The sequence below is a fragment of the Psychrobacter sp. TS_SC_6 genome (assembly GCF_056156305.1).
In genome coordinates this window covers 692,549-717,261 of record NZ_CM149590.1, presented here as the reverse complement: position 1 = coordinate 717,261, position 24,713 = coordinate 692,549, and the positions used below count along the sequence as shown (strand labels likewise).

Genomic DNA, 24,713 nt, shown 5'->3' with positions numbered 1-24,713 from the left:
TAGTGATGGCTAGTAATGATTACAACGTTGGGGAAAAAATCAAAATAACTGCCGCGGTAACCAATAAATTAATCAAGGTTACGGGCAGGCAGACTTTCCAGCCAAAGTTCATCACCTGATCATAGCGCGGACGCATGAGTGAGCCTCGAGCCAAAACAAACATAGTCATAAAGAAAAGCGTCTTAATCATGAACCAAAAAGCTGGTGGAATAAACGGAATATCTAAATTAAAAGGTGCCAACCAACCACCAAAGAATAAGCAGGTCATCAAAGCAGAAATCAATACAACATTGACGTATTCGCCAATAAAGAACATCCCGAACTTCATGCCAGAATATTCAACGTGATACCCTTCTGCCAATTCTTGCTCAGCTTCTGGCTGATCAAACGGATGTCTATGGGTTACGGCAACACCAGCAACCACAAAAGTTAAGAAGCCAAAGAACTGCGGGATGATATACCAACCATCAGCCTGTGCTTCAACAATCGCACGTAAATTAAATGAGCCAGTCAAGGCAACAACACCCATTAATGACAAACCTAAAAACACTTCATAACTGATGGTTTGCGCCGCTGAACGAAGACCGCCGAGTAATGAGAATTTATTGGCTGATGCCCAACCACCGAACAGCACTGCATAGACTGCAATACCAGCCATGGCAAAAAAGAACAAAATACCAATATCCCAATCAGCAACGCCAAGGGTCGGTGAGATAGGAATAATGGCAAATGAAGCCAGAGCGGTAAACATGGCAACCGCAGGCGCCAAGGTAAACATAAACTTATCGGTAAAATTTGGCGTCCAATCTTCTTTAAAGAAAATTTTGAGCATATCGGCGACTAGCTGTAGTGAACCAAACGGTCCAACACGGTTTGGACCATAACGGTCTTGCCAGAGTGCTAACATCCGGCGCTCATAGATAATCATCATTGCCGCGACAATGACGACCACCAAAAATATGACCAGCGATTGTACGACCATAAAAAGTATGGACCAAGTATCAAAGGTCATCATACTTGCCAAAAAACTTGGCACATCAGGGATAATACGAGTGACTTGCATATTACACCTCCTGTGTGGTGGTCGGCGCTGTGCTTACTGGCGCTGCGCGGTTATTGTTATCTTCGAAGCTGTTTAAAGCACTGCCATTTTCAGAATTGCCACTAACGTCATTAGCTAAGCCGCCCATCATTGTCACTGGTGCATCGACTTTACGTACCGACGCTGGCATCGATGGATGAATAATGCTCACCTGACCGACAGGGTAACCAATACAACCTTCGGCTAAATAACCCACAAGCTCAACGGGTAAGATAATTTGCTGTTTATCAATTTCAATTGCTAAATAGTCACCGGCAGCGATATTCCACTCTTTTGCGTCATCAATCCCTACACGCCATGCAGCTACTGGTAATTGTTCAGCTACCACTAGACTACGCGATGCCATCATTGAGCTAGCAAAGATATTATAAATAGGAACCAATTTAGCTTGTCCTTGCTGCATATCCGTCGTAGCTACTGAGCTAATTTCTGGCGCAACATATTGGCGCGTAGCTAAACGCTCTAATTGGTCGAACAAGCGAACGCCCGGATCACCATTTCTAAGACTGCCACCCACTTTATCTTGATATTTATTCCAAGCTTGCGGTGAGTTCCAACCGGCAGATTGCGCAAAAGGAATCATCGCACTCGGGGTTTGCTTACCGCTATAGCCTTCCATCGAAAAGGTTAAACCGGTATCCAAATCTTTTGGCTGCATTGGCTCATGGACAGAGACAGGCGCACGCATAGAAGTACGACCTGAGTAACGACGTGGCTGACGGGCAATTTTTAGACCTGTCATTCGGTAATCAGCATCAGGTGCAGCTTCTTTAATACCAGCAAGCTTAGGATGAGTCGCTATCAAAGCATTGATGACATCGTCAAGCTGCGTCCAGTCGACATCGCGGCCTTCTAAGCTACTGTGCACAGCATGCAACCAACGCCAGCCTTCTTTGATACTGCTAAGCGGATGATAGTAGTCATTATCATAAACTTGGAAGAAGCGCTGCGCACGACCTTCGGCAGAAATAAGCGTTCCATCTGCTTCAGCAAATGTGGCTGCTGGCAATACAATATCGACGTCTTTGTGCCAATCAAGCAATTGATGATCTAACGCAATAACGGTTTTGTCAGTCAATAGCTGGCTTAATTTATTTGCATCAATAGCATCGGTCAGCTGATTTTCAGCGACTATGACGACATCAAAATCAGTCGCCAACAACTCTTCAACTGAATGACCACCTAGTAAACAAACACCGATGCTATTAGCATCTGTCACTGCTAAATAGATACCCGCTTGGGTATGATACTTTTTATTGACTTCTTTTAGCTCAAGTTTGGTTGCAGGCTGACGTTCAACATCGTCTTGTGCTTCCGTATTAACGCCCGTTTCAGGCTTGTTTGGCTTGGCAGATAGATCCTTATCTTCTGTTTGCTGGGTCGTTGTTGCTTGCGCTTCAGCTGCTGCAACTTTGGCATTGTATGTCTCAACTTCATACTGCTCATTTGCTTTTATCGCTGCACGCTTTTGGCTTAGTGCTTGCGTGATTTGCGCTGCTGCTTCTATCAAGGCAATAGACGATAAGCTGCTACCAGAGACAACCAACGGCTTGTCCGCTTGGATCAAGTCATAGGCGATTTGCTTTGCCAATGCTTGCATAGCGTCAACATCAGCATTTTCCTCATTGCTTTGCGGGTCAATAATTTTACTTAAATCATCACCAAAGTTAGCAATCTCATCCGCAACTTTAAAACCAAGCTTGGTGATATCTTCCGGTGTCGCAACGACGCTTACTTTACTGATGTCTTCCAGTTTGGTTTGTGTCACATCGATGATATAGACAGGGCTTTGGACACCTTGACCAATACGTTTTACTGGCTCAGCCAACCAAGGCTGCGTTTTGGTAGCAGCCGCCATTTTTATGGCTTCATTTTTTGCCGCTTGACGGATAGAGAGTGCCACCCGTGATGATGTTTGAGTGATATCTTCACCCAAAATCAGTACCGCATCATGGCTCTCAATATCAACCATACTTGGGTTATAAATACCCTCAGTACTCAATATTTCAATACATTTATTGACCAGTGCTTGCTGCTGATGATTGAGACCTGTTGAGAAATTATCAAAACCAACGAGGTTTTTCAGCGCAAAGTTGGTCTCTAAACTGGCACGTGGTGAGCCAATACCGATGACTTTCTTGTCTTTAATACGCTTGATGGTTTCATCAAGGGCATAATCGATATTGATTTTGACATGTTTATCATTGATACGTTCAAGGGCTTGGGTTGGACGATCTTCACGATTGACATAGCCATAACCAAAACGACCACGGTCACATAAGAAGTAGCGGTTTACTTCACCGTTATAGCGATTTTCGATACGGCGCAGCTCGCCATAGCGCTCACCGGCTGAGATATTACAGCCCGCTGAACAGCCATGACAGATACTTGGTGCATACTGCATATCCCATTTACGGTTATAACGATCCGAATGGGTCTTATCGGTAAATACACCAGTTGGACAGACTTCCGTTAAGTTACCTGAAAACTCACTCTCAAACTGACCATCTTTATCACGACCAAAATAGACGCGATTATTAGAGCCATACACCCCTAAGTCTTCACCGCCAGCATAGTCTTTATAAAAACGGACACAGCGATAACAAGCGATACAGCGGTTCATCTCATGGGCAATAAAGGGACCAAGCTCTTGGTTATGATGCGTACGTTTGGTAAAGCGATAGCGACGGCGGCTATGACCTGACATATAAGTCATATCTTGCAAATGACAATGTCCACCCTCTTCGCAAGTTGGACAGTCATGTGGATGGTTGGTCATAAGTAGCTCAACCATCGACTTACGGAATGCTTTCGCTTCATCATCGGTGACTGAGATATACATATCATTGCTTGGTGCTACCATGCATGACATGACTAGGCGACCGCGACCTGCTTCCATATCTTCTTTGGTCATATATTGCTTAACCGCGCACTGACGGCAAGAGCCTACTGAACCTAAGGCTGGGTGATAACAAAAATACGGCACATCAATGCCAAGTGACAAGCATGCTTGTAGCAAGTTATCTGCGCTATCTACTTCGACAGTGGTTCCATCAATATGTATGACTGCCATGCCGCTCTCCTTATTTCACATCTGGCTGTTGATTGGCTGCAGCCTCAATGACATCTTCATCAACCGCCTGCGCAATCTTTTGATCAAACTCAGGACGGAAATATTTAATTGCACTCATCAGTGGTTCCATCGCACCAGGGGCGTGCGCGCAAAAGGTTTTACCGATCCATAAGTCACGGGTTAATCCTTCTAACTTTTCAATATCGCCAATCTGCCCTTCGCCATCATTAATAGCGGTAAGGATTTTAACGCCCCATGGCAAACCATCACGGCATGGCGTACACCACCCACACGATTCGCGCTGAAAGAAAATCTCAAGATTACGTACCAATGGCACCATATCTTGCTCTTCATCAACAACCATAAGCAGACCCGTACCCATACGGCTACCGGCTTTTTGAATGGTGTCAAAATCAACGACGGTATCTAAATGGTCAGCGGTTAAAAAATCCGTTGATGCGCCGCCTGGTAACCAAGCCTTAAGTGTGCGACCTTCCTGCATTCCACCGGCGAAATCTTCGATGATTTCGCGCGCTGTATAACCAAAAGGCAGCTCCCATAGACCGGGGTCATTGACCAAACCAGAACAGCCAAATAGCTTCGTACCTGGTGTTTCGACCACGCCTTTGGCTTTGGGCAGATCTTGATACCACTTACTACCATGCAGGATAATCGCTGAAACGTTGTGTAAAGTTTCAACGTTATTGACCACGGTTGGACGACCCCATGCACCAGCTACCTGTGGAAATGGTGGTTTGGTACGCGGATTGGCACGACGACCTTCTAAGCAGTTAATCAATGCCGTTTCTTCACCGCAGATATAACGACCAGCGCCCGTATGTACATGCAAATCAAAACTAAAATCTGAGCCTAAAATATTATCGCCAACTAGATTATTGGCTTTTAACTCTTCGATCGCTGCCGTTAAACGCTCTGCCGCTAAGATGTATTCACCACGGATAAAGATATAACCGGCTGTTGCGCCAATCGCGTAGGCAGAAATAAGCATGCCTTCAATAAGCTGAAGTGGCAAACGCTCCATGAGCAAACGGTCTTTAAACGTACCCGGCTCCATCTCATCAGCATTACAGACTAGATAGCGTGGACCGCCATCAGGTGGTGCCATTAGCGACCATTTAATACCTGCTGGAAAACCTGCACCGCCGCGACCTTTTACCACCGCTTCTTTGATAGTATTTAACGTATCATCTGGCGATTGGTTTAACGCTATCTTTAACGCTTCAAAACCACGTAGAGATTCGTAAGTGGCTAAGTCCAGTACCGCATCGTGATGCGCTAGGCGCCATGTCAACGGCTTAGTTTCACTGGTAGCAGTCGCTCTATCACCATAGATAGGAATGCGCTGTTCATTAAGTTGGCTTGGCGCTTTGCCTTGATTACGAAGAGCAATCTGCTCTGAAACAGTTAATCTCATGCGTATAGCTCCAACAATTGGGCGACTTCTTCAGGCTGGACAGGACCATAAGTATCTTCATCAATCAATATCGCAGGACCTTTGTCACAGTTGCCCAAACAGCAAATCGGCAATAGCGTAAAACGACCGTCAGCTGTCGTTTGACCATAGTCGATGCCGAGCGCAGATTTAAACTCAGCTGCTAGTGCTTCATAGCCTGTTAAATAACAAGCGACCGAATCACAAACAAGGATGACATGACGACCAACTGGCTGACGATAGATACGGTTAAAGAAGGTTGCTACCCCATCCATATCCGTCATCGGCACATTGAGGATATTGGCAATCGCATTCACTTGTGCATCATCAACCCAGCCGTTACGCTTTTGCACGATTTTTAGCGAATCTAAAGACGCTGCTCTTGGGTGCGGATAATGATGCATAAACTCATGGATGGCCGCAATTTCTTCTGCAGTTAAGATACTTGCCACATCTACTTTTGGCATTTTATCGGAAACAATTTTCATAATCTTTTTCTTTCCTCACTCAGCCCACTGTGTTTGTTGCGCTCACGGCGCAATGACAGCGTTTTGGTGTGACAGTTTGGCAATAATATATGAATAAACTTATGTTACTTTTAAAACCTATGGCTTTAACGATCACAATCCGCCATCACAATATCAATCGAAGCCAGATACATAATGGCATCGGATACCAGTGAGCCATTAATGACTGATGGCATCTGCTGTAGGTGCGCGAATGTCGGCGTACGGATACGGGTACGATAGCTCATCGTCGCTTTATCCGAGGTGATATAATAGCTATTTAGACCTTTAGTCGCTTCTACAATCGTCGTGCACTCACCCGCTGGCATCACAGGACCCCAAGAAACTGAGAGGAAGTGATTAATCAAGGTTTCGATGTCATTCAATGTACGGTCTTTTGGCGGCGGTACTGCCAATGGATGATCAGCCTTATAAGGACCTTGCGGCATATTATCCATACATTGACGGATAATACGTAGCGACTGGCGCATCTCTTCGACTTTCACCATACAGCGATCATAAGCATCGCCGTTATAGCCGACTGGTACTTCGAAATCGTAATTCTCGTATCCCATGTACGGTCGCGCTTTACGTAGATCAAAATCTAAACCTGTCGCACGTAAGCCTGCGCCAGTCACGCCCCATGCCAATGCTTGCTTGGTATTATATTGGGCAACGCCTTGAGTACGACCTTTAAGCACACTATTTTGCAGTGCTGCTTTGACATATTCATCCAAGCGTTTTGGCATCCAATCTAAGAACTCACGAACCAGCCGCTGCCAGCCGCGTGGTAAATCGTGCGCAGTGCCGCCAATACGGAACCAAGCTGGATGCATACGATAACCAGTGACGGCTTCGATGACGTCATAGGCTTTTTGGCGATCAGTAAACATATAGAATACTGGCGTCATACCACCGGCATCTTGGATAAAAGTACCGACGAACAGTAAGTTATTGGTAATACGGAAAAACTCACTCATCATCACGCGGATGGTTTCAGCGCGCGGCGGAATAGTAATGCCTGCAAGCTTTTCAACGGACATGATGTACGGTAGCTCGTTCATTACGCCGCCAAGATAATCAATACGGTCGGTATAAGGAATAAATGAGTGCCACGTTTGACGCTCAGCCATCTTTTCGGCGCCGCGATGGTGATAGCCAATATCTGGAATACAGTCGACCACTTCTTCACCATCAAGCTGTAGTACCAAACGGAACGCACCATGAGCAGAGGGATGGTTAGGACCGATGTTCAAAAACATAAAGTCTTCATCGCGACCCGAGCGTTTCATGCCCCATTCTTCAGGGACAAAACGCAGACTTTCTTGCTCGTATTGCTGCTTAGCGGTGTTCAAGAAGTACGGGGTAAATTCCGTCGCACGCGCATGATACTCTTTACGCAGTGGGTGACCTTCCCAATATTTAGGCAATAAGATACGCGTTAGGTGCGGATGGCCGGTAAAGACAATACCAAACATATCCCATACTTCGCGCTCGTACCAGTTGGCATTGGGCCAAATCTGTGTCGCACTTGGGACGTTTAAATCTTCTTCACTGAGCGCCACTTTGATACGGACATCACTATTACGCTCAAGCGACATCAAGTGATAAAACACCGTAAAGTCACTGTCAGGCAAACCTTGGCGATGCTGACGTAGACGTTCGTCTATCGCTGATAAATCAAATAGCATGACGTAAGGTTTTGGCAATTTGCGTAAGAATAAGAGAACGTCTAATAAATCGGCACGCGCAACCCACGCCGTTGGAATCTCATCCACCGTGTGCTGTACAACGAACTTACCAGCATATTTTTCTTCCAGCTCTTTGATAACTGCTGGGACAGGTTTGATCTTAGGATCTGTGTTTTCAACTACCGTGACCATGAATGATGTCTTCCTTCATTAATCATAACCGAGCTATGTCAATCATAACCGAGCTGTGATAAGCGTACGCGCACTTCTAAGAATTATGAACAACTGAGCTAAAATACCAAAGCAAATACTCACGTAATAAGCTAAATACTATCTGGGCTACGCAAGTTTTTCACAGCGATACGATCTGCTTGCTTACGGTCACGCTCAGGCGTCATCTGCGGCTGATAGACACCCTGATCATTAACGTGAATACCCAGCGGACGACGTTCTTTAGTAATAGATTCTTGTAATAACATCAAGCCTTGAATCAATGCTTCTGGACGTGGCGGACAACCGGGCACATAGACATCGACAGGAATAATTTTATCCACGCCTTGTACTACAGAGTAGATATCATACATACCGCCTGAGTTGGCGCAAGCACCCATAGAGATCACCCATTTTGGCTCAAGCATCTGCTCATATAGGCGCTGAATAACGGGTGCCATTTTAACAAAGCAAGTACCGGCGACAATCATCACATCTGCCTGACGTGGCGAGGCGCGAATAACTTCGGCACCAAAACGTGATAAATCGTGAACCGCCGTTAAAGTAGTCGCATATTCGACATAACAGCATGAGGTACCAAAGTTAAATGGCCACAGTGAGTGCTTACGTCCCCAGTTTGCTGTTGAATGCACAAGATCTTCTAAACGACCCATAAAGACGTTTTTATTGACTTCATCTTCCATCGGATCGTTGACAGTTTGGCTTGTCTGAGCAGGATAGACATCTGCATCAGGGTTGGCTTTTGTTAATGTGTATTTCATAACATACAACCTTTATGTTAAACAAAGTGCGGCAATGATTTGCCCTCACTACTGCCTTAACTTCATTATTAAATAATTTTGTTATTCACGTGTTATGCCAGTAATTAACACACACTGTTATTCATTAACGCGTCATTTTATCTGTTTGTGCAGACGTCGCAAAGTCCACAGAAGTGACATTGCCCGTGGTATTAATATGATCAATGTTTTGTAAGTGACGACGATTGGCCTCAATGTTGTTTGAGACATTAATCTGACCGGAGGACTGCGCAGGTATCTTGCCCGTAGGATCAACCATGAGTTCATCAACACCATCGAACTTGGTGATGTCCGCTAAACTAAAGCCTGCGGGTGCAGCATATAAGCGCGCTTTTTTGCGACGTTTGTCAGCCGGTGCCCAATTCATCGCACCCAGACTGAGCTCGTATACCAAGCCAATGATCAAGATGGTGATAAATATAGCGGCAGCAGCAAAACCAAGCCAGCCAGCTTCACGAACTGAGACTGCATAAGCATATAAGTAGAGGGCTTCTAGATCAAAAATAACAAAGAAGATCGCCACCAAATAGAATTTGGCAGACAAACGAATACGGGCGTTGCCAGATCCGACAACACCCGCTTCAAATATCTCTTCTTTTTGTGAGCCATGTGAGCGACCGCCAAGTAGACGCGGGACAACCAACATAAACACAACTAGCGCAATGGCGGCTAAAATAAAAGCAATGGCTGACCAATTAAAAGCAGACATGATAATACGTGCTCCTCACCCAATCGAGTGTTACACGCCGCGCAAGTACCGACCTACTTAAGGTCGTCAAGCGACAGGCATAACGCAGACGAAAACACAAAGCAACGGTCACTGCACTTAAGCAACTGTCACTATATTTAAGTAACTGTCACTATATTTAAGTAACTGTCATTGAGTCACATGTTAGGTTCTGTACTGGTAACAACCAATTATCAAGCTTATTGACGACGATGTCAGATCTGACCAACTGTAGAGTGTCCGCTCTATATGCGGACAAAGGCTGGTCGCCCAACGCATCTTCTAACAACGTAAGATCAACGTATTAAATCAATGTCATATTCGATAGTTTATTTAATTGATTTAATAGCTCATTACACGTGGTCAACAATGACGTGACAACTGGCATAAATTATTTACATACTATACGCATATCGGCACTCAAAAGCTAGTTTTTAACTGCATTGAGCGGTCACTTTATCGGCAAAAAAAATAGGTTTTTTTATCCGCAAACTATGCTACAGATTATTCATCACCCCTCTCTAAAAACCTTATAAAAATTTCAAAGCATGTATTATTAATTGACTGCTAACTAAATGAAAAATGTATATAAACCGTGGAGTTAGTCAAAGCTTGTAATTGTTTCACCGTCACTTCCGTAATGGATAATACTTAAGTCTATCTCCTTATATCCATTCACGAGAAATGACCTTGTCTTCGCCAAATTTTCAACGGTTTTCATTGAAACAAAATGTTTCTCTATATCATTTTTAAAGACGTACCTTATATATACCTCATAATCTTACATATTCCACGCTACTAACTCCTGCCCAAAAGCCTTAGTTTTGCTTTATAATAGCTCACCTAATTTTGCTCGCAGATTGCCTAAAACTTTAAAATTATTCTGTGAGTTACTCTATTTAAAATGCCAATATGCCCTCTATTTTAACCAATGTATTTTTCGCTTGATGGCAGCTAGTGGCATTTTACGATTTACTGCCACCCTCTTTTCGCTTTTGTCTTACAGGTCACGTTATGAGTCAACTCAATCCCAAACAACAAGAAGCCATGCTCTACGTATCTGGTCCGCTACTGGTGTTAGCAGGTGCCGGCTCCGGTAAGACCTCAGTGATTACCCGCAAGATTGCTTATCTGATCGAAGAATGCAACATGCCTGCTGAGCGTATCACGGCGGTGACCTTTACCAATAAAGCGGCGCGTGAAATGAAAGCTCGAGTCAGTAAGCTACTACCGAGTGAAAAGACCCGTGGTCTAACGGTTTCAACCTTCCACCAGTTTGGCTTGCAGTTTTTACGCTATGAGTTGATTCATACGCCGCTAAAAGGCAATTTCTCCATTATGGATAGTGACGATAGCAAGCGTTTGCTAATGGAGCTTATGATGCGTGATAACTTAAGCGGCGCGGAAAGTCGTGAGTTGGTTGGTAAAGCGATAAAAATGATTTCTGATTGGAAAAATGATTTGATTGAGCCGGATAAGGCGATGGAAACCTTAGACGATCCAGAAGACATGATTTTTGCGACGCTTTATGCCCTATATGAGCGTAATCTACGGGCTTATAACGCGGTCGATTTTGATGATTTGATTGTATTACCGACCAAAATACTGCGTGAGAATCGAGAGCTACGTGATAAATGGCAAAACCGAATTCGCTATTTGTTGGTCGATGAATATCAAGATACCAATACGGCTCAGTATGAGATGATCAAATATTTGGTCGGACCACAAGGACGCTTTACGGTCGTTGGTGATGATGACCAGTCTATTTATGCATGGCGCGGGGCTAAACCTGAAAACATGGGATTACTTAAAGAGGATTTCCCAAAATTAAAAATCGTCATGCTTGAGCAAAATTACCGTTCGACCACCCGTATTTTGACCTCAGCAAATGCGGTTATTACCAATAACGAGCATTTATTTGAAAAGAAACTTTGGTCAGACAAAGGTCAAGGTGAAAAAATTCGCATTATTAACTGTCGTAATGATGATGATGAATCTGAGCGTGTCGCCAAAGAAATCGTCACGCATAAATTGCGCTTTGGCAATGAGTGGGAACAATATGCCGTTCTCTATCGTAGTAACTTCCAAGCGCGGATGCTAGAGGCGCAATTGCGCCAGCTGCAAGTACCTTATAAATTATCGGGTGGTCAGTCGTTCTTTGCTCGTAGTGAGATCAAAGACGTTATGAGCTACTTACGTCTGATTTTGAACCCAGAAGACGACAGTGCTTTTTTGCGCGTGATTAATACGCCCAAGCGTGGTATGGGACCAGCTACGCTTGAAAAGCTTGGCTTATTTTCACAAGAACATAGCATCTCGCTACTGGCTTCTTGTACGCATGCCGGTCTGGCCCACGTTTTACCGTCGAAATCTTATAGTACTTTAAAGGAGTTTGGCGACTTTATTGAGCACTATACTCGCGAGCTTGATCAACATCCTGACCCTGTGCCAATCGTCCGCCAAATGATTGATGAGACCGGTTATATTGACTTTGTCCGTAGCGACTCAAAAACACCGCAGCAAGAAAAAAACCGTATCGATAATATCGACATGCTTTATACCAGTATTCAATCGCTGATTAATCGTGCCGAAGAAGATGAAGATCGGACGATTGATACCATTATTCGCAAGCTGGTATTGCTTGATATGCTGGAGCAGCAGCAAGAAGAAGAAAACACCAATAAAGTTAATCTGATGACCTTACATGCGGCAAAAGGTTTGGAGTTTGATTTCGTTTATATCATGGGGCTTGAGGAAGAGATGCTACCGCACCGCAACTCTATCCTAAGCGAGACGGTCGAAGAAGAGCGCCGTCTGATGTATGTGGGTATCACCCGCGCCCGTCGTGAGCTAACTTTGACACTAGCCACTCAGCGCCGTGCTGGTGGTCAAATGCGCGTCACGTCTGAATCACGATTTTTAGATGAGTTGCCAGAAGATCATATCGACTGGCCTGCCAAAGCAAAAAAACAAAAAGCCACCAAAGACCCTGCAGCAGTTGCTGATGAATACTTGGCTAATATTCGCGCTTTATTGGGCAATCGATAATGTTAACCATTAAAAACAACCTTAAAAAAACAGCTTAATAATAGAATTCATTCATTGAACATTAAGACTAGATTTTAATTATTATTGCAAAACTTGGAACATTTATGCCCAACTCAACGCCCACTTCTGAACAACCATCAGCAAGACAACTTGCTTATAATCCAGCTGAATCTAATGCTGAGTATAAGCTGCTTTACTTGCAGGAATTGGTGGCTGACAAAGCATTTGGGGCAATTACTGAGTTTTTAGGGAAGCAGTCAGAATATGAGATTGCCAACTTATTAGAGTCGTTCCCGACTCAAAGTCGCCAGCTGATTTGGGCGCAAGTACCAGAGAATATCAAAGGTGAAGTGCTCGCTGAGCTAGAGTTTGATACCCGCCTGCCGCTGCTAGAAAACATCTCCTCAAAAGAGATCTCATTGTTTACGCAAGATCTTGATGCGCAAGATATCTCGGAGATCTTAGATACCGTTACCGACAGCGTACGTACTTCGGTGATGGCAACTTTGGATGAAGAGATCCGCATTCAGGTCAATAAGCTCGATACGTATGCCGATTGGGAAGTTGGCAGCTATATGGATCCTGATCTTATTCAGGTGCGAGAAGATATGACGCTGGCTGATGTTCAAAACTGGCTGCGAGAAGATATTGAGCTGCTTGATGATGAAAGCCAAGAACTACTGGTTGTCGATCAAAGCCAACAACTGCTTGGCTTATTAAGCCTCGCTGATTTGATTAAACATGATCAAGCCACCTTGGTTGCTGATTTGATTGATAGCGCTATTACCATCAATGATCGCTTGGACATTCAAGACGCGGCGGCGATTTTTCGCTCAGAAGACATTCGTTTTGCCCCTGTGATTAACAGTCATGGCGAATTGGTTGGTCAGTTAAATGGTGAAGATATCATGGAGATTATCCAAGATGATGTCGACAGCACCATGAAAAACCTTGCTGGTGTCAGTCAAGATGAAGAGCTGTTCGCGCCTATTTTGACCAGTGCTAAAAGTCGTAGCGTTTGGTTGGGTATCAATTTATGTACCGCATTATTGGCGGCCGTGGTGATTGGACAGTTTGAGGAAGTACTGGCACAAGTAGTGGCACTGGCGATATTGATGCCCGTAGTCGCCAGTATGGGCGGTATTGCAGGCTCGCAGACGCTTACTGTCGTCATTCGCGGTATGGCAATGGGACAAATTGGTGGCTCTAACCGTGTATGGCTATTAAATAAAGAGCTGTGGGTTGGGGCGATAAACGGTATCATATGGGCGATAATTATGGCGTTTATTGCGCAATTGTGGTTTCATAACATTAAAATCAGCGCGGTCATCGGTCTAGCGATTGCGATTAATATGACTGCTGCCAATGTCTCGGGCATTAGTATTCCACTGATGCTAAAGCGCATGAATATTGATCCGGCATTATCTGCCTCTGTTATCCTAACCACGGTAACGGATATTGTCGGCTTCATGTCGTTTTTGGGCCTAGCAAGTATACTGATTCTTTAATCCACCGCCTATGCAAATCTGAAAACCAAAAGTTAAAAATCAGCAGCTATTGATAAAATAGTTGTTGTTAAGCATTTAAAACCAAAAGTTTAAAAGCTAGAGTTTAAAAGTTAGATTCATTGTATTTATAAAACCCTTAAATCGTTAAGCGAGTGTGTTATGCAAGCTGTACAAGTTAAAGTCTTAAGCCCTAAAATCACCGAAGATGCCGCATTTTCTTTGCCTACTCGTGCCACTGACGGCAGTGCAGGTATAGATTTACGTGCTTGTATTGATGAGCCTTTAACGATTAAAGCCGGTGCCACCCATTTGATTGGTACTGGTTTGGCAGTTTATATACAAGATCCTAACTTTGCAGGCATGATTTTACCGCGTTCAGGTCTTGGACATAAGCATGGCATTGTTTTGGGTAACCTGGTTGGACTTATCGATGCGGATTATCAAGGTGAGCTGATGGTCAGTATTTGGAATCGTAGTCAGGAAGACTTTGTATTAAATCCTGCAGAACGCATGGCACAATATGTGATTGTCCCCGTTGCCCGTCCTGAATTTGAAGTGGTGACAGAATTTAGTGATACCAGTGCACGTGGAGCTGGTGGTTTTGGGCATTCAGGTCGTCAGTAGGCAGCTCTAACGTCATTATTAGCTCCATGCCTAATGCGCTTAGGCACTTTATTTTTTATCCACCATGACCACATTTATTACGATAATAAGGACGTAAAAGATGCCGTTTTTTGCTGCGCAGCAGTCCTTATTTCGTGCCTATGACATTCGTGGTTCACGCCAGTATTTTAATGATGACTTTGTTCACGCATTAGGATATGCCTTTGCACACCTTTATCAGGTTCAACAAAACAGTGATAATAAAAAAAACATCGTCGTGATTGGCTATGATGTACGTCATGATAGCGATGTCATTGCTCACAGACTTGCTAATATATTGAGCGAGTGTGGCTTAGCAGTTATCCAGTTGGGGCTGATTACCACGCCTATGATGGTATTTTGGGCTGAGCAATATCAGGGACACGGTATTATCGTGACTGCTAGTCATTCTGCGAGAGATGTTTTAGGTATTAAATGGTTGCTTAATCATCAATCTCCTAGCAGCGAAGACATTCAGACGCTTTACCAGCGAGTTATTCATCAACAATTAATTGAACGTTCTTTAAACAACAGCATGCTTGAAAAAAGCAACTTCCATAAAGGCTGCCTGCAAGAGGACGGTTTTGAAACTACTGATTTTCAAAAAGTGATTGTTAAAGCAGACAATCAAAAAGGCTATCAAGCGTTAAGCACTCCACGACAGGTAGTGGATAATCAGACTAGCAATCATCAAATGTGTTTATCGCCTGAGAAAGTAGCAGCGCATTATATCGATGCTATTGTGCAAGTATTCAAAGAGCTTTATCCGCACAATAACCAACCGAATGCTCATACTTTTGGTCATACCAGCACCCAATCGCTTTTGACCAAGCTAGATTTGGTGGTTGTTATCGATTGTATGCATGGTGCGACCAGTCATATCGCGCCACAATTGTTTGAGCATTTTTGCCACCATGTTATCACGCTTAATGATACGCCTAATGGGAATTTCCCTACTGGCAATCCTGATCCTACTGAGCCACATCGGCTCACACAGTTGCAGCAAAGCGTCGTTAATCATCAGGCAGATATAGGTATCGCCTTTGACGGTGATGGCGACCGACTAATGATCGTCGATAATATAGGTAAGGTGGTTACACCCGATCATTTGCTCTACTTATTAGCAAAGGTGCTATTGAGTGAGCGTCCAGTCGCTTGTACCCAGTTGCAATCTCCGCCGCAAATTCTCTTTGATATTAAATGTTCGCATCATTTGCCAAAGCTACTGACTAAACTTGGCGCAGAACCTATCATCAGCAAAACTGGCAGTAGTCTAATGCGCCAACAGATGCAGGACTCTGCTGGACAAATCGTATTTGCTGGAGAGTTATCGGGGCATTTTATCTTTAACGACAGTCGCTTTATCATCTATGATGATGCCATATATGCAGCTTTAAGACTCCTACATTGGCTGGCAGCTGATAACTCAAATAGTCTAAATCCTACAACAACTCTTGCTAATATCATCTATCAATTACCAAACATTGTCAGTACTGCCGACCATTATTTACCGCTGCCAGTAAATACGTCAACTGATTGCTCAATCATTGAGCAGCTAACGCGACTATGCGTGTACTTACAACAACGCATAAAAGTAACCGCTCCACTGCCTATTCAGGCTGGATATCAAGTACTCAGTACTTGTCAGCGGACGCTTTGTAGTTGCTCTATCAAAAGCCTCCCTATTAGCATAGAGCAAGCCAAAGACTTATTGCCAATAGGTACAATACTCAGCTGTATTGATGGCGTGCGTCTAGATTTTGCCCATGGTTTTGGCGTACTGCGTCAATCTAATACCAGTCACAATTTAACCGCGCGCTTTGCAGGAGACAGCATGGCACATCTACAAGATATACAAGCAAAATTTGCCGCGCTATGTTTGCCTTTTGATGAAAATCTAGCTGCGCAGATTGTGGCTATTTCCCCTCAGTAATCAGTTATCAAAACTATTTTTTATCACAAATGCAGCTTTGTTATTTATGACTTTTTATAACAACAACCAATCGCTTAACACCGTATTTTAGGAGTTTATAATGACCTTGAATTTAGATGAAGCCAAAATTACTGCTGAAGTCTTGACCACCGCCCTGCCCTATATTCAACGCTTCGTCGATAAAATCATTGTGGTCAAATACGGCGGCAATGCCATGACTGATCCTGCGCTTGAAAGCTCATTTGCCCGAGATATCGTCTTACTCAAAACCGTTGGTATGCATCCTGTGGTCGTACATGGTGGCGGCCCACAAGTGGATAATTTATTAAAAGAGCTTGGGCGGCACTCAGACCGTATCGATGGGATGCGCGTTACTGACAAGGACACCATGGATATCGTCGAGATGGTACTTGGCGGCAATGTTAATAAATCAATTGTGAGCTTGATCAATAAACATGGCGGCTGCGCCATCGGTTTGACGGGTAAAGACGCCAACTTAATCTTGGCTAAAAAACTGATGATGGAAAAAATCGGTGATGACGGTGTTGCTGTACCCGTCGATTTAGGTTTTGTTGGTGACGTGGTTAGCGTCAATAAAGACGTGATTAATATGCTGATTGCCTCTGACTTTATTCCTGTTATCGCCCCACTTGGCGTCGATGCAGAAGGCAATACTTATAATATTAATGCCGATTTGGTCGCTGGTAAAGTCGCAGAATTCTTGCAGGCAGAGAAACTCATGCTACTAACCAACATCAAAGGCGTATTGGGTCGTGATGGCGAAGTTGTCACTGGTTTGACGCCAAAGAAAGTCGACAGCTTAATCGAAGATGGCACTATCTCAGGCGGCATGATTCCTAAGATTCAGTGTGCGCTCGATGCGGTCCGTAGCGGCGTAAAAAGCGCCGTTATCGTCGATGGTCGCGTGCCGCATGCGACGCTATTGGAGATTTTCACCAACGAAGGTGTTGGTACATTAATCAGTGGCGACTTGGACTCACTACCAAACTAGACGCCATAATAATTGGTTAAAAACAGCCCGAGCTTAAGTGGCAAGCTCGAGCTGTTTTAATTCACAAAACCGCTTTCTTTAAGAAAAGTTTGTATCAAATTCAGCTTCATCAAAACCGCATAACAATAATGGCTTATTTTTATCTGTCAGCTTACCTTCCATGATCGGACGCTTAATCATACTGGTATTTTCAATAAGCAAGTCAATGGCTTTATCCACATCACTATCCGCCGCTTGCTTTTGAGCATCTTCTAGTTTACGCCATGTTGTGCCGCGCTTGTTTAATACTTTATCAATACCTAGGCTATCCACCCAACGCTGAACGCTATCTTTGTCGATACCTTGTTTTTTATAATCATGAAAGTTATAGCTAACGCCTAAATCATCAAGCTTGGTAAAAGCTTTTTTCATGGTACTACAAGATTTGATACCGTAAATGGTAATGGTCATAAAAATCCTCGTCAATGAACGTTACTGTTTATTATACTCAAATAATGCCTAAAGCTGGTACATGGCAAATGTGGATATCAGCAAGCGGCGAATATAAGCCGAAAAGCCACCAGGGAATCAATGAAAGGCGACATCATATCGTCGCAATTTTCGCCAAATTACGCTATGCTATGGCATTATAAAATTTCACCCCATTTATCTGTAATAACCGATTCCGAGCCAACTATGACCAACGCCGTGACAGCAGAAACTACTAATACTAACCATACTAATAACACTTCTATCGACAATGCCCAATACCAGCCGCAACTTATCGAAGCGCAGCAGCAAGCCAAATGGGCAACGGACAAGCGTTTTGAAGTGAGTAATGAGCCAAGTGATAAGCCAAGTCGTTATATGCTGTCTATGTTCCCGTACCCAAGCGGCAAGCTGCACATGGGGCATGTGCGCAACTATACCATCTCTGATGTACTGAGCCGTTATTATCGCCTCAAAGGTTATGAGGTCATGCAGCCAATGGGCTGGGATGGTTTTGGCTTGCCAGCAGAAAACGCCGCGATTGCCAATCAGACGCCGCCTGCCAAATGGACATTTGAAAATATTGACAGCATGCGTGCCCAGCTAAAACTGCTTGGCTTGTCTATTGACTGGTCACGTGAATTTGCCACTTGTAGCCCTGAATATTATCAGTGGGAACAGTGGTTATTTTTGCAGTTATATAAAAAAGGTTTGGTCTATAAAAAGCTTGCGACCGTCAACTGGGATCCAATTGACAATACCGTCCTAGCTAACGAGCAAGTCATCGATGGTAAAGGCTGGCGTAGTGGCGCAATGGTCGAAAAGCGCGACATTCCGATGTATTATTTTAATATCACTGATTATGCTGATGAGCTGCTTGATGATTTGGACCAGCTAGAGGGTCATTGGCCATCTGAAGTTATTACCATGCAGCGAAATTGGATTGGTCGTAGCTCAGGTATGGAAGTGCATTTCCCTTATGAGCTGGCTGGTCAAAGCAATAGCTTAGACGTCTTTACCACTCGTCCTGATACCTTGATGGGTGTGACTTATGTCGCAGTAGCAGCAGAGCATCCTTTAGCCCAATATGCTTCTGAGCATAATAAAGCAATTGCTGAGTTTTGTGCCCTTTGTAAAAAAGGCTCGGTCGCTGAGGCAGACCTTGCTAAAGCCGAAAAAATTGGTATGGATACTGGTCTTACTGTGACCCATCCATTGACTGGTGAAGAAGTGCCTGTCTGGGTCGCCAATTATGTACTTATGAGCTATGGCTCAGGTGCAGTGATGGCAGTGCCAGCTCATGATGAGCGTGATTATGAATTTGCCATTAAGTATAGTCTGCCTATTAAGCAGGTTATCGACATCCCTGCAGGGTATTTCGATGATGTAGAAGCTGACGACGACAATCGTGCTTATACCGAGCGTAATACCTTGGTCAATTCAGGCGAATTTGATGGCATGGACTTTGAGCAAGCGTTTGCAGCCATGCTTGCTAAGCTTGAGCCGCAATCTCTTGCTAAGAAAAAAATCCAATACCGTCTACGTGATTGGGGTGTCTCGCGCCAACGTTATTGGGGCTGCCCTATCCCAATGGTTAACTGTGAGCATTGCGGCACCGTGCCAGTTGAAGAACAAGATTTGCCGGTTGTCTTACCAACTGACGTCGTCCCTGATGGTCGTGGTAATCCTCTAAAAAACATCCCAGAATTTGTCAATACGACTTGTCCTAAATGTGGCAATCCTGCTGAGCGCGAAACTGATACCTTTGACACCTTTGTCGAATCAAGCTGGTACTATGCCCGCTTTGCTAGCCCAAATGATACGACCAATATGGTCAATAAGTCTGCCGCCAATAAATGGTTGCCAGTTGACCAATATATCGGCGGTGTTGAGCACGCCGTTATGCATCTACTATATGCGCGCTTCTTCCATAAGCTCATGCGTGATGAAAACTTGGTATCAGGTGATGAGCCATTTGCCAATTTGATGACTCAAGGTATGGTACTTGCGGGTACTTTCTACCGCGTCAATGCTGATGGCAGTACCACCTATTACTTCACCAAAGACATCGATATTGACTTTAACGAGCGTGGTCAACCGATTAAAGCCATCCTAAAAGCAGATGGACAGCCGGTAACGATTGGCAAAATTGAAAAAATGTCTAAGTCAAAAAATAATGGTGTCGATCCACAGATAACCATTGATAAATATGGCGCGGATACGGTTCGTCTATATACTTTGTTTACAGCCCCTGCCGATCAAACGCTTGAATGGTCAGATGACGCGCTCAAAGGTCCTTATAACTTTGTTAAAAAAGTCTGGCGTATTGCTTCTGAGCATATTCAAGCATTAACCGATGCCAACTTAAGTCTTGAATCGCTCAATAGTGATACCTTAAATACGGATGGCTTAAGCAAAGAAGCTAAAGCCTTGCGCCGTAAAACGCATGAAACCATTGGCAAGATTGATAGTGACTTGGGTAAACGCCTAGCACTGAATACCCCTGTCTCTAGCCTAATGGAGCTTGCTAATGAGCTGAGCAACTTTAAAGCTAATAGCGAGCAAGAGCTGCATGTCCAGCACGAAGCCTTGACTGATTTATTGATTATGCTGTCGGTGTATGCGCCGCACATTGGCGAGCACTTACTTGAGCAATTAGGACTTGATACCCTCACCTTAAACTACCCTGCAGTCGACGAGCGCGCACTGGTACAAGATATGATTACCATGGTGATTCAAGTCAATGGAAAAATGCGCGGTAAAATGGATGTGGCACCAAATAGCGACCCTGAGCAGCTAAAAGTACAGGCACGCGCGATTGAGAGCGTAGCAAAGTTCCTGACCGGTGATATCAAAAAAGAGATCGTCGTACCTAATAAACTGGTTAATATCGTGGTTGCTGGCTAGAGATAATTTAACGCAGATATTTTAGGTTTTCTTATCTTAATAAGAATAGCGATTATGACGGATAAGCACCGTGCTATGCCGTCATATTAAACAACATGTAAGGGAAAAAGCACATGCTTAATAAGTCGAATAGACAGAAACTAGCGACCGCATTACTTGCATCTTTGCCAATGCTTGCCATCGTTGGGGCGACTGCCAGTCTGAGTGGCTGCGGCTTTCAACTACGCGGTTATGATGCGCCCATGCTGTTTGATGTGGCGAAGACCGCAGTAATTATCGAAGACAATCGCACCGCATTCCCACTGAAGCTGCCTCTCACAAAGCGCCTTGAGGCATTGGGCGTTGATGTCATTACTAACATGACATTGACTGATGTCGCTAGTAACAATCAAAACGTAGGCGCTGAACCCATCGCTGCGATTACCGTCAATAACGTACGTTTTAAGCGTTATGAATTGGTCGGCGTATTAACAGAAATTCGTTTGGTGGTATCAGCCGATGTTAGCTATCAAAGCATAGATAATGGTAAGCCCGTAACGCTCAGTAATCCGATTCAAGTTGAACGTAGCTATCAGTATAACGAAGCGTCAGTGAGCACTGACGATCAGCAAGGCGATCAAATTCGTGAATGGCTCTATGACAGTTTAGCAAGACGTATCACCGATCAATATGTCGCGATTGCATTGCCAAAGGTGACACCTGCCAGCGCCACGACTTCTGTGCAAATCGGTAAAGGTACAGGCGCTACGGCGATTCTTGTACCCAACCCTTAAATGGCTTAAATATAGCTCAAGCTTAGCCTAGTGAGTTTTTAACGTTGTTCTTTTATTCATAACTTTGTGTGCATCAGCCTTTATGCAAGATACTTTTATACAAGCTTATCCAAAGCTACAGCAACCCTCAGTTGCTGTAGCTGGCTTGTGGCTGGCGCATGGCGATGAGCCGTTACTCAGTCAATGGCTCATCGATGAGCTACGTCCGCATTGGCGTGCGCAGCATTACGCCATCAAGCGTATAGAGCTGATATCAGTTAAGAGTTGGCAAGAAGTATTGTCAGAGCTTGGTAGCCAGTCTTTATTTGATGATGCCAGTGCTTTGATTGTCACAGGCAACCATAAACCTGATAAGGCGGTCATCACAGAGCTTGAGCGCTTTGCACAGGACGCTCAAGCAGGTAGCCACAGTCACAGCTTATTATGGCTCACGCCTAAACAAGACAAACGCGCCCAAAGCAGTAAGTGGTTTGCGCCATTTGCGCAATATGGTCATGTCATCGACTGTAACTTGTATAATGAGCAGCAGCGTCAACAGTTGTTGCAAATACAAGCACAGCAGTTTGGCTTAAAGCTATCGCAAGAAGCGTGGCAGCTGCTCATGTCACATACTGAACATCATTTGCTCAGTGCCTATCAAACCTTATGGCGTTTGTCTTATTTATTTGCCCGGCAGCTAATGGCAAATCATGATGCCGCCATCCAAGAAAATGGAAAATCTAGCGCCCATCTATCGCAAGTAGCACTAGATATTCATGATTTACAAGCGGCATTGGTCAGCGATGCGCAGTTTAGCGTGTTTGATTTGTCCGATGCGATGCTTGCTGGCAATAGTGCCCAAGTCGCTAAAATCATATTTCAGCTCAAAGCTACGGATGAGCCAACAACCTTGGTGTTATGGGCAATCAGTAAAGACATGCGACAAATCATGCAACTGATGGATGGACAAGATCCGCAAGCCCTAGGTATTTGGCGCAGTAAACAAGGTTTATATCAGCAAGCCTGTCGTCGTCAGTCAAAAGCGCAAACAGCAGCATGGCCTGCTCTGCTTTATCGCTGCGATCAGGCAATCAAAGGTCTTATTATCCAGCCAGCATGGGAGCTATTACTACAAGCTGCGTTAGAGTTATCAGGAAAACGTTTGTTCCCTACTAAATAATCAGAGTGATGAATTCTTAGTTATTTATCAGTCAGTGACCGATAGTACCTCTAAGAACGATATTACTTCTTAACCTGCTTTTTCAACGATAAACTTCCTGCTTAAATCCAAATCTCCTCTGCAAAACCTGCCTCAACATCTCTTCTTAACCTTTCGCAAACTAACTCCCATTCCCTTTTGTTCGTCAAGCCTCTATTATAGTTACATTTGATTTTCTTGTTATTGGATTGTCGTCATGCGCAAAATTAGCAAAAACTCTGCTATTAAATGGGGCATTATTGCCCTCGTCATCATCGCTCTAGGGGTTTTAGCCTACAAAACCTTAAAACCAAAAGAAGTAACACCCAACTATCTAACAGCGACTGCTGAGATTGGCGATATCGAAAACAACGTTATGGCCTCGGGTAAAGTTAAGGCTTTAAATACCGTCGATGTTGGTGCGCAAGTATCTGGTGAAGTGACGCGACTGTTCGTTGAAGTCGGTGATGAAGTGCAAAAAGGCGATTTGATTGCGCAGATTGACCAAGTAACGCAGAAGAACAGCCTGAGCAATGAGCAAGCAAGCCTTGAGCAAAGTGAGGCGGCGCTACAAAGTGCACGAGCTGAGTCGTTAAGTCGTCAAGCAGGTTTAAAAAGTGCGTATGCCGATCTTGCCAGCCGCCAAGCTGAGTTAAGACAAGCGCAAGCAGATTTTTCACGCTTGCAAGGCTTACTCGCTATCGACGCGATATCACAGCAGGATTATGATACTCAAGGGACAAAGGTACAAACTGCGCAGGCAGCCGTCGCCAATGCGCGTGCCTCTATCGATACTGCTAAAGCCGCTATTGCTACTACTGCAGCGAATATCAATAGTCAGCAGGCGGCGTTACGTAAATCTCAAACCAATGTCAGCACTGCGCAAGAAGATTTAAGCTACACCACCATTCGTGCCCCAATGTCAGGTACTGTAGTATCGGTAACGACTGAGCAAGGGACGACGGTCAATGCCAATCAAAGTGCACCGACCATTGTTACCTTAGCTGATTTATCTACCGTGCGCATCAATGCTCAAATTTCTGAAGCTGACGTCATCAATGTCAAAGCGGGCTTGCCTGTTTATTTTAATATCATCGGTAATCCCGACCAAAAATATGATTCGACCCTCAAAGCGATTGAACCGGCACCTGAAAAAATCAGTGATACCAGCTCGACCGATGCTGCCATTTATTATGTCGGTTATATTGAAGTGCCCAATACCGAGCGCCGCTTCCGTATTGATATGACCGCACAAGTTTATATTGTCATTAACCAAGCCAAAAACGCGCTACTTATCCCTTCTGCCGCATTGCAACCTGCCGGTAAAACTGGAAAATCTAAAACCCCTAAGAATGTTAGTATTAAGAATACTGTAGCGAATGCTGACAGTGATTCTACGGCGACTATGGCAAACGTTCGCGTTCTTAAAGCTGATGGTACAGTGGTTGAACAAGCTGTCAAAGTTGGTATTAATAACCGCGTCAATGCGGAGATATTGAGCGGTCTTGAAAAAGGTGACGAGGTTATTTTAAGCGAAGAGAAACCAGATAGTGGCAGTAAAGGCGGTGGTGGCAGAGGCGGTCGACCATTTTAGCCCGAACTCTAGACTCAAAAATAACAAGACTTAAAAGACATTCAAACGAGCGACAAATCAGCTTTGAT

17 protein-coding genes are annotated in these 24,713 nt (G+C 44.3%); 9 read left to right on the top strand and 8 right to left on the bottom strand.

Going from position 1 to position 24,713, the window contains the following annotated elements:
* Positions 1-19: 19 nt before the first annotated feature.
* The 7 genes from nuoH to ndhC all read right to left on the bottom strand — a co-directional run bounded on the left by nuoH (position 20) and on the right by ndhC (position 9,565).
* A complete protein-coding gene (nuoH, locus tag AC0J5Y_RS03155; protein WP_041753375.1) occupies positions 20-1,015 on the bottom strand; it encodes an NADH-quinone oxidoreductase subunit NuoH in 996 nt (331 codons plus the stop codon).
* Positions 1,016-1,064: 49 nt separating this feature from the next.
* On the bottom strand, positions 1,065-4,175 hold the full coding sequence (gene nuoG, locus AC0J5Y_RS03150) for an NADH-quinone oxidoreductase subunit NuoG (RefSeq protein ID WP_475131475.1): 3,111 nt from the start codon (positions 4,173-4,175) through the stop codon (positions 1,065-1,067).
* 10 nt (positions 4,176-4,185) lie between these two features.
* Positions 4,186-5,610: an NADH-quinone oxidoreductase subunit NuoF gene (nuoF, locus tag AC0J5Y_RS03145; RefSeq protein ID WP_475131474.1), complete on the bottom strand. Its 1,425-nt coding sequence runs from the start codon at positions 5,608-5,610 to the stop codon at positions 4,186-4,188.
* The gene (gene nuoE, locus AC0J5Y_RS03140) at positions 5,607-6,116 is read right to left on the bottom strand and encodes an NADH-quinone oxidoreductase subunit NuoE (RefSeq protein ID WP_475131473.1); all 510 of its coding nucleotides are present in this window, start codon (positions 6,114-6,116) and stop codon (positions 5,607-5,609) included. The genes nuoF and nuoE overlap by 4 nt, the downstream gene beginning before the upstream one ends.
* A 125-nt stretch (positions 6,117-6,241) precedes the next feature.
* A complete protein-coding gene (nuoC, locus tag AC0J5Y_RS03135; RefSeq protein WP_475131472.1) occupies positions 6,242-8,017 on the bottom strand; it encodes an NADH-quinone oxidoreductase subunit C/D in 1,776 nt (591 codons plus the stop codon).
* A 131-nt stretch (positions 8,018-8,148) separates the two neighbouring features.
* Positions 8,149-8,817 carry a NuoB/complex I 20 kDa subunit family protein gene (locus AC0J5Y_RS03130; protein ID WP_011512925.1) on the bottom strand — a complete coding sequence of 223 codons (669 nt, stop codon included), beginning with the start codon at positions 8,815-8,817 and terminating at the stop codon, positions 8,149-8,151.
* A 124-nt stretch (positions 8,818-8,941) separates the two neighbouring features.
* Entirely contained in the window at positions 8,942-9,565 is a 624-nt protein-coding gene (gene ndhC / locus AC0J5Y_RS03125) for an NADH-quinone oxidoreductase subunit A (RefSeq protein WP_475131471.1), read from the bottom strand.
* A 1,032-nt stretch (positions 9,566-10,597) separates the two neighbouring features.
* Here ndhC and AC0J5Y_RS03120 point away from each other — a divergent pair.
* From AC0J5Y_RS03120 to argB, 5 genes are all read left to right on the top strand, one after another.
* A complete protein-coding gene (locus AC0J5Y_RS03120; RefSeq protein WP_475131470.1) occupies positions 10,598-12,631 on the top strand; it encodes a UvrD-helicase domain-containing protein in 2,034 nt (677 codons plus the stop codon).
* 104 nt (positions 12,632-12,735) lie between these two features.
* Positions 12,736-14,139, top strand: a complete 1,404-nt coding sequence (gene mgtE / locus AC0J5Y_RS03115) for a magnesium transporter (protein WP_475131469.1) — start codon at positions 12,736-12,738, stop codon at positions 14,137-14,139.
* Between the two features lie 159 nt (positions 14,140-14,298).
* Complete coding sequence (gene dut, locus AC0J5Y_RS03110; RefSeq protein ID WP_475131468.1) at positions 14,299-14,763, top strand: dUTP diphosphatase; 465 nt, start codon at positions 14,299-14,301, stop codon at positions 14,761-14,763.
* 100 nt (positions 14,764-14,863) lie between these two features.
* Positions 14,864-16,714, top strand: a complete 1,851-nt coding sequence (locus AC0J5Y_RS03105) for a phosphohexomutase domain-containing protein (RefSeq protein ID WP_475131467.1) — start codon at positions 14,864-14,866, stop codon at positions 16,712-16,714.
* 100 nt (positions 16,715-16,814) lie between these two features.
* On the top strand, positions 16,815-17,726 hold the full coding sequence (gene argB / locus AC0J5Y_RS03100) for an acetylglutamate kinase (protein WP_475131466.1): 912 nt from the start codon (positions 16,815-16,817) through the stop codon (positions 17,724-17,726).
* Between the two features lie 78 nt (positions 17,727-17,804).
* Here argB and AC0J5Y_RS03095 read toward each other — a convergent pair whose 3' ends face one another.
* Positions 17,805-18,176 (bottom strand): Spx/MgsR family RNA polymerase-binding regulatory protein, encoded by a 372-nt coding sequence (locus AC0J5Y_RS03095; protein WP_475131465.1) that lies wholly within the window; start codon positions 18,174-18,176, stop codon positions 17,805-17,807.
* Positions 18,177-18,401: 225 nt separating this feature from the next.
* Here AC0J5Y_RS03095 and leuS point away from each other — a divergent pair, with 225 nt between their 5' ends.
* The 4 genes from leuS to AC0J5Y_RS03075 all read left to right on the top strand — a co-directional run bounded on the left by leuS (position 18,402) and on the right by AC0J5Y_RS03075 (position 24,645).
* Positions 18,402-21,101: a leucine--tRNA ligase gene (leuS, locus tag AC0J5Y_RS03090; protein WP_475131464.1), complete on the top strand. Its 2,700-nt coding sequence runs from the start codon at positions 18,402-18,404 to the stop codon at positions 21,099-21,101.
* A 113-nt stretch (positions 21,102-21,214) separates the two neighbouring features.
* Positions 21,215-21,874 carry an LPS-assembly lipoprotein LptE gene (locus tag AC0J5Y_RS03085; protein WP_475131463.1) on the top strand — a complete coding sequence of 220 codons (660 nt, stop codon included), beginning with the start codon at positions 21,215-21,217 and terminating at the stop codon, positions 21,872-21,874.
* 82 nt (positions 21,875-21,956) lie between these two features.
* Complete coding sequence (holA, locus tag AC0J5Y_RS03080) at positions 21,957-23,033, top strand: DNA polymerase III subunit delta (RefSeq protein WP_475131462.1); 1,077 nt, start codon at positions 21,957-21,959, stop codon at positions 23,031-23,033.
* Between the two features lie 235 nt (positions 23,034-23,268).
* The gene (locus tag AC0J5Y_RS03075; RefSeq protein ID WP_475131461.1) at positions 23,269-24,645 is read left to right on the top strand and encodes a permuted SH3 domain-containing protein; all 1,377 of its coding nucleotides are present in this window, start codon (positions 23,269-23,271) and stop codon (positions 24,643-24,645) included.
* Positions 24,646-24,713: the final 68 nt, after the last annotated feature.